This window comes from Streptomyces sp. HUAS MG56, assembly GCF_058673395.1.
The window spans coordinates 4,943,428-4,956,828 of the sequence record NZ_CM178722.1; the positions used below are offsets into that span (position 1 = coordinate 4,943,428).

A 13,401-nucleotide genomic window follows, 5' to 3' on the forward strand; every position below is an offset into this window, starting at 1 on the left:
GCCCATGAACAGTCTCGACTGGGCCGTGCTCATCGGCTACTTCGGCGTGATGGTCGCGATCGGCGTCTGGTCGCACAAGCGCGTGGACAACGTCTCCGACTTCTTCACGGCCGGCGGCAAGATGCCCTGGTGGCTGTCCGGCATCTCCCACCACATGTCGGGCTACAGCGCGGTCATGTTCACCGGGTACGCGGGGATCGCCTACACCTACGGCGTCACCTCGTTCGTCACCTGGTCCTTCCCCATCGCGCTGGGCATCGCCATCGGGTCGAAGCTGTTCGCGCCCCGCATCAACCGGCTGCGCTCGCGGCTCCATGTGGCCTCCCCGCTGGAGTACCTGAAGAACCGCTACAACCTCTCCACGCAGCAGGCGCTCGTCTGGTCCGGCATGCTGCTGAAGATCGTGGACGTGGCCGCCAAGTGGGCCGCCATCTCCACCCTGTTGTCGGTGTTCACGGGCATCACGCTGAACCAGGGCATCCTCATCACCGGCGCGATCACGGCCGTGTACTGCACGATCGGCGGCCTGTGGGCGGACGCGCTGACCGAACTCGGCCAGTTCGTCATCCAGTTGCTGGCCGGTGCCTCGATGTTCGTGGCGGTCGTACTGAAGCTGCACGACAAGCACATCGGCTTCTTCGACGCGTGGAACCAGCCCGCCCTGCACGGCCACGGCAAGCCGCTCGTCGGCCCCTACGGCGCCGTCTTCCTGCTGGCGTTCCTCTTCATCAAGCTCTTCGAGTACAACGGCGGCATGCTCAACCAGGCCCAGCGCTACATGGCGACGGGCAGCCCGCGCGAGGCCGAGCGCGGGGCCCGGCTGTCGGCGGTCCTGTGGCTGGTCTGGCCGGTCGTCCTGTTCTTCCCCATGTGGATGTCCCCGCTCCTGGTGCACGCGCAGAAGCCGGACGGCTCCGACTCCTACGGCCTGATGACCGAACAGCTGCTTCCGCACGGCCTGTTGGGCCTGGTCGTCGTCGGCTTCTTCTCCCACACGATGGCGATGTGCTCCTCCGACGCCAACGCGATCGCCGCCGTCTTCACCCGGGACGTCGCGCCGGTGCTCTCACGGCAGGCACGGTCCTGGAGCGAGCGCTCGGGACTGGTCGCGGCCCGGGTGACGACGGTGGTCTTCCTCGGCCTGTCGATGGCGGTGGCGACCCAGGTCAACTCCCCCACGTTCAAGGACATCATCACCGTCGTCATCAAGTGGGTGGCCGGGCTGATGGGTCCGATCGCGATCCCGATGATGCTGGGCCTGCTCCGGCCGCTGCGCCGCTCCGGCCCCACGGCGGCCCTCGTCAGCTGGGCGGCCGGCCTGCTGGCCTTCTGGCTGGTCAACTACCCCCTCAACTGGGAGATCTCGGGCGGGGTCCCGCTCCAGTACCAGGTGTCCGTCCCGCTGGCCGTCTCGCTCGTCCTCTACGTCCTCATCGGCTACCTGAAGCCGGAGGACACCCCGGAGCGGCTGGCGATCATCGAACGGGTCAACACGGACGGGGACGCGGCGGTGTCCGCGCCCGTACCGGCGCCGTAGCAGACCGCCCATCGCTGGCGCGCCGCCCCGCGGGGAGCGCGCCGGCCACCCGGCGACGATCCCCGGGCCCGTGCGGCACCCGGCCCCCGACCGGCACCCACGACCCCGAGCCCCCGGCTCAGAACCCGCACCCCGGATCCGGAGGCGCGTCCCGTCCTACCGCGGGTAGCGCGCCAGCCACCCGGGCGAGGAGCCCGCGGGCCCGTGCAGCGCGGGGCCCTGGGTCATCTCCATCGCGAAGTCGTCGGCGAGCTCCAGGATCGTGGGGCGGCCCTCCAGCTCCGCCAGCCAGCCCGGCGGCAGCGCCGTCTCGCCGTGCAGGGCGCCCAGGAGGCCGCCGGTGAGGGCGCCCGCGGCGGCCGACGGGCCGCTCTGGTTCACCGCCAGGCACAGCCCGTGCCGTACGTCCTCCCCCACCAGCGCGCAGTACACGGACGCGGCCAGCAGCCCGTCCGCCGTCCCGTCCCCGGCCAGCTCCTCCACCCGCGTCGGGCTCGGGATGCCCTGGCGCACCGCGCCCAGCGCATGCTGGAGGGCATCGGCGACGGGCTGGTGGCCGGGGCGCGCGGAGAGCAGGCCGAGGGCGCGCTGGACGGCCCCGTCGAGGCTCTCGCCGCGGGCCAGCGCGTGCACGATCACGGCGTACGCGCCCGCCGACAGGTAGGCGATCGGATGTCCGTGGCTCTGCGTCGCGCACTCCACGGCGAGCTGGGCGACGAGCTGCGGCTCCCAGCCGACCAGCAGCCCGAACGGCGCCGAGCGGGCGACCGCCTCCGGCCCCGACTCGCCGGGATTCTTGGGCTTCTCCAGCGTCCCCATGGCCTCGTCGCCGAACCCGGTGAGCAGGCCCCGGCTCGGCTCGCGGCGGGCGTACAGCCACTCCTCGCGGGCCAGCCAGCCGGCGTCCTTGCGGCGCTCGTCGGGCCCCCAGTCCCGCTGGGTCGCCGCCCAGCGCAGATACGCCCGGTGCAGGTCGGTCGGCGGATGCCAGGCGCCGGTGTCCCGGCGCACCTGGGCGCGTATCAGCCCGTCGACCGTGAAGAGGGTGAGCTGGGTGTGGTGCGTGACCGTGCCGCGTCGGCCCTGCCCGAAGGCGAGGTCGAGCAGCCCCTCGGGGCCGTAGGCGGCCCGGATCTCCTCCAGGGACAGCGGATCGGCGGGCCCGCCCAGCGCGTCGCCCACGGCGGCCCCGAGCAGTGTGCCGCGCACCCTGCTCCGGAAGTCCTGCTGCTCGGCGCGTCCCCAGACGGCGCCGGACGTCGTACCCACTGAGACCTCCTCACGGCACCGTCCGTCCGTACGACGCTCAGCACTGTAATCGACCTGGAACGGTCCGTTCAGTGGGGCAAACCGACCCCGAAGGTTCATTCCCGCCCAGTCGCGAGCGCTTCGCCCCGCCACGTGCCGGCCCATTGACGCCGCCGACAACTGTATATACCGTAAGCACATCCAAACGGATGACGGCATAAACAGTTTATGGGGAACACCATGCTGCTGACCTACCGCGCCCTCAAGCGCCGCGCGAACGCCAAGAAGCTGGAGATCCGGACGCCGAACGGCATCGACGAGGCGTCGTACGTCCGCATCGGCGGCATCGACCAGTGGATCTCGATCCGGGGCGAGGACCTGGCGAACCCGGTGATCCTGGAGGTGCACGGCGGCCCGGGCGCCTCCAACCTCGTCTTCGCCCCGCGCACCCGCGCCTGGGAGCGGCACTTCACGATCGTCCGCTGGGACATGCGCGGCGCCGGTCTGACCTTCGCGGCGGGCGGCCCCGAGGGGCAGGGCGAGATGACCCTCGACCGCGTGTACGCCGACGCCCTGGAGGTGACCCACCACCTCCGCGCCCGCCTCGGCGTCGACAAGGTCCTGCTGGTCGCCAACAGCTTCGGCACGGTCACCGGCCTGCGCCTCGCCCGCGACCACCCCGAGCTCTACTCGGCCTACGTCGGCACCGACCAGAACATCATCGGAGGCGGCCACGACACCTCCTCCTACGAGGCGCTGCTGGCCCGGCTGGCGAAGGCCGGCAAGAAGAAGGAGCACGCGCGGATCACGGCGATGGGCCCGGACCGCACCGCCTGGAGCCCCGAGCAGTGGTCGGACTTCGCCAAGACCGTGGTCACGACCGACCCGCTGACCTACGACACGATGAAGACGGTCGTGATCCGCTCGCTCTGGTTCTCCCCCTTCCACACCCTGCGCGACCTGCGCGCCTACCTGAAGGGCATGACCTTCTCGGAACGGCTCGCCCCCCAGTCGACGACGATCGACGAGTACGCCGAGGGCACCGCCTTCCGCCTCCCCTTCTTCCTCTTCCAGGGCGACCACGACGTCCTCACCCCACCGGAACCGGCCCGCCGCTTCCACGACGCGGTCACCGCCCCGGCCAAGGACTTCACCCTCATCCGGGACGCCGCCCACTTCGCGTCCTTCCGCCACCCGGACCAGTTCCTGGACCTGCTGCTCACGAAGGTGCGACCGGTGGTGACGGGGGAGGCGGCGGGGCGCTGAGGGGGGACGTCAGGGTGAAGTCAGCCGTACCACGTGACGTTGCAGACGTAGGCGCACTCGTGACGAGGTACGGCGAGAAAGCTGATGACACCGCGTCCCGCGACGTACTGCGCGCTCGGGTTGTAGTCCCAAGCCCGGTCCGTCACAGTCCGGCCTCCGCCTCTGCTGCCTTGCGGATCGCCCGGATCTCCGCGATGGCGGGCACCGGATCCTGCTCCCCCGCATCCACGACGGCTTCCAATTCCCGCAACCGGGCCGCCCGTTGCGGATGCCGCTCGACGGCCACGAACACGGCCCACGAAGGCGCGCGGCGGAGCGAGGCTCTGCGTCTGTTGCGCGTTGGTCGTGGCCTCGAAGAGCGTTCGTCCTCCGGCGGGAGGTCCAAGTTCTCCCGGAACGCGGCCCGTTCGTCGCTCCGGCCGACGAAGCCGGCCCGTCTGCGCCGTCCGATCAGCTCCTGCATCGACGGCCGTGCCCGCACCATCCGTACGCCCGCCCTTCCCCCGAGGCCCGCCGCTTCATTGTGGCGCAATGGGCACGTGCTGACCGGACCCGGAACAGGGGAGAATTCAGCCATGACCACCACCCCCACGCGCAACTCCAGCGTCAGGCTTGCCGCCGGTGTCCTCACCGGCATACTCGCCCTCTACATCGCCCTCGTCGCCCTCGGGAACATCACCGACTTCGGTACGAACCAGCAGTTCGTGCGGCATGTGCTGGCGATGGACACAACGTTCAAGGACCACGATCTGATGTGGCGGGCCGTCACCAGTACCGCTCTTCAGGACACGGCCTATGTCCTCATCATCGTGTGGGAGACCGTGGCGGCGCTCGTGCTGATCGGAGGCACCTGGTTCTGGGCGTGGCGCAAAGACGACCTCGCCCGGCGCATCTCCACCTACGGCCTGCTGATGCTGCTGCTGCTCTTCGGCGCCGGGTTCATCGCGATCGGCGGCGAGTGGTTCTCGATGTGGCAGTCGAAGACGTGGAACGGCGAGGACGCCGCCATCCGCGTCTTCACGCTCGCCGGTGTCGCCCTCCTCGTCAATCTGCTGACCGGCGGGCGACAGGAGGACGCTAGCTGACGACCGTCACCGTCGTGCCCTGGTCGCCGAAGGACCACAGGGCGGTTCCGTCGCCCTTGTCCATCCGGATGCCGCCCAGCTTCTTGCCGTCCGCGGGCGGCGGCGAGGCGCCGTCCAGGGCGTTGGAGAAGGCGACGTTCACGCCGTCGGCCTTGGTGAAGTACATGACGTGCTCGATCTCCACGCCGTCCGAGCCCTTGAGGGACTGGATGCGCAGGGTGACCGAGTAGCGGCCGGGCTGCGGGCTCACCGTGCCCGGCCACACCGGGAAGGTGCGGGTGGCCCGGCCGGTCGCGTCGACCAGCCACACCCGCTTCGCACCCACGGAGTAGACGATCCGCCGCCCCTCGCCGGACGAACCCGGCAGGGCGGGCGGGGCGGAGGAGTGCGGCGTGGCGGACGCGTGCACGCCCGCCGAGGCCGACGGGACCGGCTTCGCCACGGCGGCCGTGGGATGCGGCCCGTGGTTCGCCTGTACGGCGAGGGCGACGACGGCCGCGGTCGCCCCAGCCGTCAGACCGGTGACCCAGGCCCAGGAGGGCAGTCGGGCAGCCACGGGTACGCATCTCCTCCGCTACGGGTCCCCGTCCCTACGCGGTCCGGGGTCGGATCATCGTACTCAGTCCAGGACGGGCAGCAGTTCCGGCAGGTGCCCGTCGGAGGCCTCGGCCGCGCGCCGCCGTTCCGCCGGGACGTCGCCGTAGAGCGTGGTGCGCGGCCTCGCCGGCCGGCCGGCCGCCTCGGCCACCGCCACCAGGTCGCGGACCGACTTGTACGAGCCGTACGAGGAGCCCGCCATCCGGGAGATCGTCTCCTCCATCAGCGTGCCGCCCAGGTCGTTCGCGCCCGAGCGCAGCATCTCCGCCGCACCTTCCGCGCCCAGTTTCACCCAGCTTGTCTGGATGTTCGGGATCCAGGGGTGGAGGAGGAGCCGGGCCATCGCGGTCACCGCCCGGTTGTCCCGCGTCGTCGGGCCGGGCCGGGAGATGCCCGCCAGGTACACCGGCGCGTTCGTGTGGATGAAGGGCAGCGTGACGAACTCCGTGAAACCGCCCGTCCGCTGCTGGATCCCGGCCAGCGTGCGCAGATGGCCGAGCCAGTGGCGGGGCTGGTCGACATGGCCGTACATCATCGTCGAGGACGAGCGGATGCCCAGCTCGTGGGCCGTGGTGATCACCTCGATCCAGGTGGCCGCCGGCAGCTTGCCCTTGGTCAGCACCCAGCGGACCTCGTCGTCCAGGATCTCGGCGGCGGTCCCGGGGATCGTGTCCAGGCCCGCCTCCTTCGCCGCGCTCAGCCACTCCCGGATGCTCATGCCGGTGCGGGTGGCGCCGTTCACGACCTCCATCGGGGAGAAGGCGTGCACGTGCATGCCGGGGACCCGCTCCTTGACCGCCTTCGCGATGTCGAAGTACGCCGTGCCCGGCAGGTCGGGGTGGATGCCGCCCTGCATGCACACCTCGACCGCGCCGACGTCCCAGGCCTGCTGGGCGCGGTCCGCCACCTGATCGAGCGACAGCGTGTACGCGTCCGCGTCCGTCCTGCGCTGGGCGAAGGCGCAGAAGCGGCAGCCGGTGTAGCAGACGTTGGTGAAGTTGATGTTCCGGGTGACGATGTACGTCACGTCGTCCCCGACCGCCGACCTGCGGACGTCGTCGGCCACCTGGCACAGCGCGTCCAGCGCCGGGCCGTCCGCGTGCAGGAGGGCGAGCGCCTCGGCGTCGGTCAGCCCGGTCGGATCGTCGGCCGCGGTGCGCAGCGCCTGGCGTACGTCCGTGTCGATCCGCTCCGGCGCCATCCCCGGCGCGGCCGCCTCCCGCAGCGCCTCCCAGTCGCCGTAGACCTCGTCGAAGTCGTCGCGCCGGTCGGCGCTGCGGCCCTCGGTGTCGATCGACGCGTGCAGGTCCGTGCGGCCCGACGCGACGAACGCCTCCTCCGGCTCCTGCCACGGGTGGCCCTCGACCACCGCGTCCTCGCGCGCGAGCCCCGTCTCCGGGTCGGCGAGCGCGGCCACGTGCGGGCGCAGGCGCGGATCCAGCCAGGGCTCGCCGCGGCGCACGAACTCCGGGTAGACGCAGAGGCGTTCGCGCAGCTCGAAGCCCGCCGCCGCGGACCTCTCGGCCAGCTCCTCGATCTGCGGCCAGGGGCGCTCGGGGTTGACGTGGTCGATGGTCAGGGGCGACACCCCGCCCCAGTCGTCGATGCCGGCGCCGATCAGCCGCTCGTACTCGCTGTCCACCAGGTTCGGCGGCGCCTGGAGGCAGGCGCTCGGGCCCATGATGAGCCGGGCGACGGCCACCGTGGCGACCAGGTCGTCCAGTTCGGCGTCCGGCATGCCGCGCATCGCCGTGTCCGGCTTGGCGCGGAAGTTCTGGATGATCAGCTCCTGGACGCCGTGATAGGCCCGGGAGACCTTGCGCAGCGCGAAGAGCGACTCGGCGCGCTCCTCGTACGTCTCGCCGATGCCGATCAGCAGACCGGAGGTGAAGGGCACGGACGAGCGGCCCGCGTCCTCCAGCACCCGCAGCCGTACGGCCGGTTCCTTGTCCGGGGAGCCGTAGTGGGGGCCGCCCGGCTCGGACCACAGCCGCCGCGCGGTCGTCTCCAGCATCATGCCCATCGACGCGGCGACCGGCTTGAGGCGCTGGAAGTCCGTCCAGGTCATGACGCCCGGGTTGAGGTGGGGCAGCAGGCCCGTCTCCTCCAGGATGCGGATGGAGACGGCGCGGACGTAGGCGATGGTGTCGTCGTAACCGTGCGCGTCGAGCCACTCGCGCGCCTCGGGCCACCGGTCCTCCGGCTTGTCGCCGAGGGTGATCAGGGCTTCCTTGCAGCCGAGGGCGGCGCCCTTGCGGGCGATGTCCAGCACCTCGTCCGGGGACATGAACATCCCGTGCCCGGCGCGGCGCAGCTTGCCGGGGACGGTGACGAAGGTGCAGTAGTGGCACTTGTCCCGGCACAGCCGGGTGAGGGGGATGAAGACGCTCTTCGAATACGTGATGACACCGGGCCGGCCCGCCTGTTCGAGACCCGCGTCGCGCACCCGGGCGGCGGACGCGGCGAGGTCGGTCAGGGCCTCGCCGCGCGCCTGGAGGAGCACCGCCGCCTCGGCGACGTCGAGGGCGACGCCGTCCCGGGCGCGTTTGAGGGCGCGACGCATGGAGTTCTCGGTCGGGCCGGTTCCGGAGGTCGCGGAAGTCGTCATCCTTCAACCATACGTTCGGTGTGATCAGCTCCTGCGGCTCCGCCCGGCCTACAGAAAGCTCGCGTACGCGTCCAGCACCCCCAGCACCTCCTTCTCCCCCGCCGGCGGCAGCTGGAGCACGGCCTCCTCGATGCCCAACTCGGCGTAGTGGGCGAGCTTGCCGGGGGTCGGCAGGACCGCGTACGGGACGACCTGGAGGGCGGCCGGGTCGCGGCCCGCGTCCGCCCAGGCCGTGCGCAGCACCGGCAGGGACTCGGCGAGGCCGCGCCCGCCGATCGGGAGCCAGCCGTCGGCGTACTCGGCGATGTGCGCGAACAGCTTCGGCCCGGCCGCCCCGCCGACGAGCGTGCGCGGTCCGGTGACCGGACCGCGCGCCTTCTGCGCCGGCTTGGGGTGGGCGTCGCTGGCCCGGACCGCGCCGAACTCGCCCTCGTAGGCCGTCGGTTCCTCCGCCCACAGCGCCTGCATCAGCCGCGTCCGGTCCCGGACCAGCTCCCGGCGGGTGCGCCAGTCGACTCCGTGGTCGGCTGCCTCCTCGACGTTCCAGCCGAAGCCGAGGCCCAGCGTGCAGCGGCCGCCGGAGAGGTGGTCCAGGGTGGCGATCTGCTTGGCGAGGGCGATCGGGTCGTGCTGGGCGACCAGGGTGATGCCGGTGCCGAGGCCGAGGCGTTCGGTCACGGCGGCGGCCTGCCCGAGGGCGACGAAGGGGTCGAGGGTGCGGCCGTACTCGCGCGGCAGGTCGCCGCCGGCCGGGTACGGGGTGGTCCGCTCGACCGGGATGTGGGTGTGTTCGGGCAGGTACAGCCCGGCGTAGCCGCGGTCCTCCAGCTCGCGGGCGAGCCGGACCGGAGCGATGGTCTCGTCGGTGAGGAAGATCGTGACGGCGATGCGCATGACCCATCTGTACCGGGGATGGCGCGAAGTGTCCATACCGACTGGTCGGCATCCCATGGCGTCCCGTGTCCCGTCTTCCATGCCGCCGCGCACAGGGATACGGATGCCTGTGGATTCCCTTTTCTTCCGGGGACGTTCACGTCGAGAGGGGACAGTGAGCACCATGTGTGACGACACGCACGATCACGCCCATGGCATCGGCAGACGCGCGCTGTTCGTGACGGGCGCCGCGGCTGCCCTTACGTTGGGAAGCGTGAGCTTCGCAGCGGCGGACGGGCAGGACCACGAGACGCGGACGGTACGCGGAACGCTGCCGCCCGGCTCCCCCGATTTCGTGTACGTCCCGGTCGAAGTCCCGGCCGGCGTACGGGAGATCACGGTCTCCTACACCTACGACAGGCCCTCGGTCCCGGCCGGCACCCAGGGCAACGCGCTCGACATCGGCCTCTTCGACGAGCGCGGCACCGAGCTGGGCGGCCGGGGCTTTCGCGGCTGGTCCGGCGGGGCGCGCACGGAGTTCTTCGTCCGGGCCGACGACGCGACCCCGGGCTACGTCCCCGGCCCGGTGCGGGAGGGCACCTGGTACGTCGCGCTGGGCCCCTACACGGTGGCGCCGCAGGGCCTCGCCTACGAGCTGACGATCACGCTCACGTACGGCGCGGCGGGCGAGACCCCGAGGCCCGTGTATCCGCCGTCCCGGGCGAAGGGGCGCGGCCGGGCCTGGTACCGGGGCGACTGCCATCTGCACTCCTGGTACTCCGACGGCCGCCGCACCCCGGCCGAGATCGCGGCCCTCGCACGGGCGGCGGGCCTGGACTTCATCAACTCCTCGGACCACAACACCCACTCCGCCCACCCGCACTGGGCGGACCAGGCCGGCGACGACCTGCTGATCATGCTCGGCGAGGAGATCACCACCCGCAACGGCCACGTGGTCGCGCTCGGCACCGAGCCCGGCACCTTCGTGGACTGGCGCTACCGCGCCCGGGACAACCGCTGGGCCCGCTTCGCCCGGGACATCCGCCGCGCCGGCGGCCTGGTCGTCCCCGCCCACCCGCACGCCACCTGCGTCGGCTGCGGCTGGAAGTTCGGCTTCGCCGAGGCGGACGCCGTGGAGGTGTGGAACGGCCCGTACACCCCGGACGACGAGATCACCCTGGCCGACTGGGACAACCAGCTGGTCGCCTCCGTACGGCAGGGGCGGGCCTGGCTCCCGGCGATGGGCAACAGCGACGCCCACCGCGACCCGGACGCCGTCGGCTCGCCCCAGACGGTCGTCCTCGCCGACGACCTGACCCGGGAGGCCGTCCAGGAGGGCATCCGCGCGGGCCGCTCCTACGTGGCCGAGTCGAAGAACGTGACCCTCGGCTTCACGGTGTCGGGCGGGCGCGGGCAGCAAGCGGGCATCGGGGAGCGGCTGGACGTGGCCGCCGACACCCCGGTGACCGTACGGCTGGAGGTCTCCGGCGCGCCGCGCTGCTCCGTGCGGTTCGTCACCGACCAGGGCGTGCTGTTCACCAGCGATCCGCTGCCGGTGGCGGGCACGGGCACGGTCGAGTGGCGCACGACGCCCTCGTACGCGGCCTACGTGCGCGCCGAGGTACGGCACGAGACGGCGGCGGGACCGGTGCCGGGGGCACTGGCCGCGTTCACGAACCCGGTGTTCCTCGGGTCGCTCGCCGGGTCATGACGGTCGGCTGCGTGCGGTCCTCGTCAGCTGCCGCAGTTCGATGAGCGTCGCGACGGCGCGCAGCCAGCGGGCGGCGGTGTCGTCGGCGGTGACACCGGCCGCGAGTTCGGTGCCGACGGCCAGCCAGTCGCGGACGACGGCGCTCGCCTCCGGGCTCGGCAGCGGCTCGGGGAGCCCCGCGGCGTAGGCGAGGCCGCCGGCACGGACGGTGTCGGCGAGGAAGGCCACCGAACGCGGCTGGGTGCCGAGGCGGTCGAGCAGCACGGCCGCGCCCGCGACGCCGTCGCCGAACAGGGCGGTGCGCCGGGGGCCGGGCGGCGCGGTCAGGCCGTAGCGGAGCAGCACGCCCATGTCGAGCCGGGCCAGTTCGTCGTCCGTGCGGTCGGGGTTCATGGTGGTCTCGGAATCACTCTCGACGGGGCCGGCTCAGCGGACGGTGACGGTGTAGACGACGCTCTCGGGCGCGGTCTGCCGGTACGGTCCGGTCGATGCCGGAGCCGGCGTGCCGTCGCCGTCGCCGCAGGTGGTGGCGAACGTGCAGTGGGTCAGCACGATCCGGGTGCTGCCCCTGCCGGTCGCCTCGAAGGTGAACGTGAGGCTGCCGCCGCCGCCCACCAGGTGCTTGTCACCGGAGTCCGACACGCTGTGCCGCCCTCGGTCGCGGACCACCGCGGTGTCGGGCCGGGGGTCGGACAGGTACCAGTGCTCACGGGTGGAGGCGTTCTCGTGGACGGTGAGGGTGAAGCGCTCCCCGACCTTCGCGGTGATGCGGGATTCGCCGGTGGGGTGCGCGACGGGGGCGGGCTCGTCGGTGCCCGACCCGCAGCCCGCGACGAGCGTGAGCAGCGCGACCGCCGCGACGGCGCCGCCCGCCGTCCTGCCCCGACGGCGAAGGCTCCGCCTACTTCGCCGTCGGGAGGTACACGCTGTACGCGTCGTTGAGTCCACTGTCCGCTGCCTTGCTCATGTGTCCGTTGATGAAGTCGTTCTCGCTGACCCAGGTCGTCGTGCCCCAGGGGTTGTAGATCTGCAGCTTGTCGCCCTCCTGCGCGATGACGGTCATCGCGTGGGCGCCGTCCTTGCCCTTGACGTCGACGGGGACCGGGCGGCCGTCCGCGACCGCCTTCTCGACATCGCTCAGCACCGCCCTGCGGTCGGCGGCGCCCGCCAGGTCGTGGCGCTGGTAGTCGTCGCCGGTGGCGGCGCCGATGGTGGAGTCGTCGATGTGCTCCTGCCCGTCGGGGCCCATGCCCTCCCAGTGGTCACCGCCGTGGCCCTCCGTGTGCAGCCGGTGCTGCTCGGCCACCAGGCGCTGCCTGAAGGCCCCGGGGTCGTCCTCCTGTCCGCTGGGGCCGCCGGTGAGTCCGAGGGCGTAGAGGGGGTCGACCATGGCGCGGGCGGTGACGGTGGACGAGGCCACGCAGGTGCCCTCCGAGCCGTCGCCGCCCTGGATCCACCGCTGCCCGTCGAAGGTGACGTAGTCCTTGTTGTTGTTGGAGCCGTCGGAAGCCAGGCCCTCGTCGTCCATGCTGTCCACCTGGGTGACGACGGGCGTGAGATGCCTGCGCAGCCACTCCGGGTCGTGGCCCTGGATCTTGCCCTGGAACTGCTCGATCTCCGCCACGCTGTGCCCGGCGGCCAGGGCCTTCATCAGATAGGCCCGCTCCTGCGGGCTCTGCGACCCGGCCAGCATCTGGTCCACGGCGGCCCGGTCGGCGGCGCTCAGCTGGTCCATGCGCCGCCCGGCGCGCTCCAGGTCGTGCGCGGTGAGGATCTCGTTCAGCGTAGGGTCGCCGTCGACGGCGCTGGTCTCGGCCAGCATCAGCTTGTCGACGGCGGTCAGCTTGCCCGTGCCCAGCTTGCGCATGCGTGCCTCGGAGGCCCACTTGTTCAGGTTCCTGGCGGCGGCGTGGGCGGCGTCGTCGGCGGCGATCGCGGCCTTGTGCATGTCCTCGGCGCCCAGGGAGGCGAGGGACCGGGCGTTCAGCCGGACGGCCTCTTCGTCGTCGGACTCGAAGAGGTCGTCGAACCAGTCGTCCTTGCCGCCGAGCATCCCGAGCGCCTCGCGCAGCGAACCCCGCCCGTCGCCGTCCTGGCTCTTGGCGTCCTTGAGGGCGTCGGCGAACGTGAGCAGCGCCAGTCCGCCGCCGTAGAAGGCCCGGCCCACCGCCCCGGCGGCCCGCCCGGCAGCGGCCACCGCGTCCGAGGCGAGGACACTCGTGTTCCCGGCCCAGACGTCCGGCAGGCCCTTCTTGGCCACCCTGTCGATGCGCTTGTAGAGGTCGTCGAGATCCTGCTTCTGGTACAGCTTGCCGAGGGACTCCAGCGTCGCCGTGTCGCCGACCGGGGCACAGACGGCGAGCGCGTCGTTGATGGCGTCGATCAGGTCGTTCTTGCTGTCGGCGGAGGCGATGGTCTTGCACAGCTCGCCCAGCCGCGTGCGGCGGTCGCCCGTGGACTCCGTCATCGCCCGCCC

At 72.0% G+C, this 13,401-nt stretch carries 13 protein-coding genes; 4 read left to right on the plus strand and 9 right to left on the minus strand.

Going from position 1 to position 13,401, the window contains the following annotated elements; genetic code table 11:
- Positions 1-4 precede the first annotated feature (4 nt).
- Positions 5-1,537, plus strand: a complete 1,533-nt coding sequence (locus tag AC4OXY_RS23350; protein WP_356019990.1) for a sodium:solute symporter family protein — start codon at positions 5-7, stop codon at positions 1,535-1,537.
- Between the two features lie 156 nt (positions 1,538-1,693).
- Here AC4OXY_RS23350 and AC4OXY_RS23355 read toward each other — a convergent pair whose 3' ends face one another.
- Positions 1,694-2,806: an ADP-ribosylglycohydrolase family protein gene (locus AC4OXY_RS23355; RefSeq protein WP_491994571.1), complete on the minus strand. Its 1,113-nt coding sequence runs from the start codon at positions 2,804-2,806 to the stop codon at positions 1,694-1,696.
- Positions 2,807-3,013: 207 nt separating this feature from the next.
- Here AC4OXY_RS23355 and AC4OXY_RS23360 point away from each other — a divergent pair, with 207 nt between their 5' ends.
- Positions 3,014-4,051 carry an alpha/beta fold hydrolase gene (locus tag AC4OXY_RS23360; RefSeq protein WP_491994572.1) on the plus strand — a complete coding sequence of 346 codons (1,038 nt, stop codon included), beginning with the start codon at positions 3,014-3,016 and terminating at the stop codon, positions 4,049-4,051.
- A gap of 20 nt (positions 4,052-4,071) precedes the next feature.
- On the opposite strand, the gene AC4OXY_RS23365 is transcribed toward AC4OXY_RS23360, so the two are convergent.
- Together AC4OXY_RS23365 and AC4OXY_RS23370 are read right to left on the minus strand one after the other, a co-directional pair.
- The gene (locus AC4OXY_RS23365; RefSeq protein WP_356019997.1) at positions 4,072-4,197 is read right to left on the minus strand and encodes a hypothetical protein; all 126 of its coding nucleotides are present in this window, start codon (positions 4,195-4,197) and stop codon (positions 4,072-4,074) included.
- Complete coding sequence (locus tag AC4OXY_RS23370; RefSeq protein WP_491994573.1) at positions 4,194-4,343, minus strand: hypothetical protein; 150 nt, start codon at positions 4,341-4,343, stop codon at positions 4,194-4,196. The genes AC4OXY_RS23365 and AC4OXY_RS23370 overlap by 4 nt, the downstream gene beginning before the upstream one ends.
- 283 nt (positions 4,344-4,626) lie before the next feature.
- Between AC4OXY_RS23370 and AC4OXY_RS23375 the strand changes: the two genes are divergently transcribed.
- Complete coding sequence (locus tag AC4OXY_RS23375) at positions 4,627-5,136, plus strand: DUF2165 domain-containing protein (protein ID WP_491994574.1); 510 nt, start codon at positions 4,627-4,629, stop codon at positions 5,134-5,136.
- Here the strand turns inward: AC4OXY_RS23375 and AC4OXY_RS23380 are convergent.
- The 3 genes from AC4OXY_RS23380 to AC4OXY_RS23390 all read right to left on the minus strand — a co-directional run bounded on the left by AC4OXY_RS23380 (position 5,129) and on the right by AC4OXY_RS23390 (position 9,235).
- Positions 5,129-5,692: a hypothetical protein gene (locus AC4OXY_RS23380; protein ID WP_356020001.1), complete on the minus strand. Its 564-nt coding sequence runs from the start codon at positions 5,690-5,692 to the stop codon at positions 5,129-5,131. The genes AC4OXY_RS23375 and AC4OXY_RS23380 overlap by 8 nt on opposite strands.
- A gap of 63 nt (positions 5,693-5,755) precedes the next feature.
- A complete protein-coding gene (locus AC4OXY_RS23385) occupies positions 5,756-8,341 on the minus strand; it encodes a bifunctional FO biosynthesis protein CofGH (protein ID WP_376287512.1) in 2,586 nt (861 codons plus the stop codon).
- 48 nt (positions 8,342-8,389) lie between these two features.
- Positions 8,390-9,235 (minus strand): TIGR03619 family F420-dependent LLM class oxidoreductase, encoded by an 846-nt coding sequence (locus AC4OXY_RS23390; protein WP_356020006.1) that lies wholly within the window; start codon positions 9,233-9,235, stop codon positions 8,390-8,392.
- Between the two features lie 163 nt (positions 9,236-9,398).
- Between AC4OXY_RS23390 and AC4OXY_RS23395 the strand changes: the two genes are divergently transcribed.
- On the plus strand, positions 9,399-10,925 hold the full coding sequence (locus AC4OXY_RS23395) for a CehA/McbA family metallohydrolase (protein WP_491994575.1): 1,527 nt from the start codon (positions 9,399-9,401) through the stop codon (positions 10,923-10,925).
- On the opposite strand, the gene AC4OXY_RS23400 is transcribed toward AC4OXY_RS23395, so the two are convergent.
- Genes AC4OXY_RS23400 through AC4OXY_RS23410 form a run of 3 tightly spaced genes read right to left on the minus strand, consistent with a single transcriptional unit; the run spans position 10,920 to position 13,392 of the window.
- Positions 10,920-11,318 carry a hypothetical protein gene (locus tag AC4OXY_RS23400; RefSeq protein WP_376287521.1) on the minus strand — a complete coding sequence of 133 codons (399 nt, stop codon included), beginning with the start codon at positions 11,316-11,318 and terminating at the stop codon, positions 10,920-10,922. The two genes, AC4OXY_RS23395 and AC4OXY_RS23400, sit on opposite strands and share 6 nt — an antisense overlap.
- A 33-nt stretch (positions 11,319-11,351) precedes the next feature.
- A complete protein-coding gene (locus AC4OXY_RS23405) occupies positions 11,352-11,873 on the minus strand; it encodes a protease inhibitor I42 family protein (RefSeq protein ID WP_356020012.1) in 522 nt (173 codons plus the stop codon).
- The gene (locus AC4OXY_RS23410) at positions 11,827-13,392 is read right to left on the minus strand and encodes a peptidoglycan-binding protein (RefSeq protein ID WP_491994576.1); all 1,566 of its coding nucleotides are present in this window, start codon (positions 13,390-13,392) and stop codon (positions 11,827-11,829) included. The genes AC4OXY_RS23405 and AC4OXY_RS23410 overlap by 47 nt, the downstream gene beginning before the upstream one ends.
- Positions 13,393-13,401 lie beyond the last annotated feature (9 nt).

Coding starts and splice junctions, on each gene's coding strand:
- AC4OXY_RS23350 (WP_356019990.1), top strand. CDS start 5: ATGAACAGTCTCGACTGGGCCGTGCTCATCGGCTACTTCGGCGTGATG.
- AC4OXY_RS23360 (WP_491994572.1), top strand. CDS start 3,014: ATGGGGAACACCATGCTGCTGACCTACCGCGCCCTCAAGCGCCGCGCG.
- AC4OXY_RS23375 (WP_491994574.1), top strand. CDS start 4,627: ATGACCACCACCCCCACGCGCAACTCCAGCGTCAGGCTTGCCGCCGGT.
- AC4OXY_RS23385 (WP_376287512.1), bottom strand. CDS start 8,341: ATGACGACTTCCGCGACCTCCGGAACCGGCCCGACCGAGAACTCCATG.
- AC4OXY_RS23390 (WP_356020006.1), bottom strand. CDS start 9,235: ATGCGCATCGCCGTCACGATCTTCCTCACCGACGAGACCATCGCTCCG.
- AC4OXY_RS23395 (WP_491994575.1), top strand. CDS start 9,399: ATGTGTGACGACACGCACGATCACGCCCATGGCATCGGCAGACGCGCG.
- AC4OXY_RS23400 (WP_376287521.1), bottom strand. CDS start 11,318: ATGAACCCCGACCGCACGGACGACGAACTGGCCCGGCTCGACATGGGC.
- AC4OXY_RS23410 (WP_491994576.1), bottom strand. CDS start 13,392: ATGACGGAGTCCACGGGCGACCGCCGCACGCGGCTGGGCGAGCTGTGC.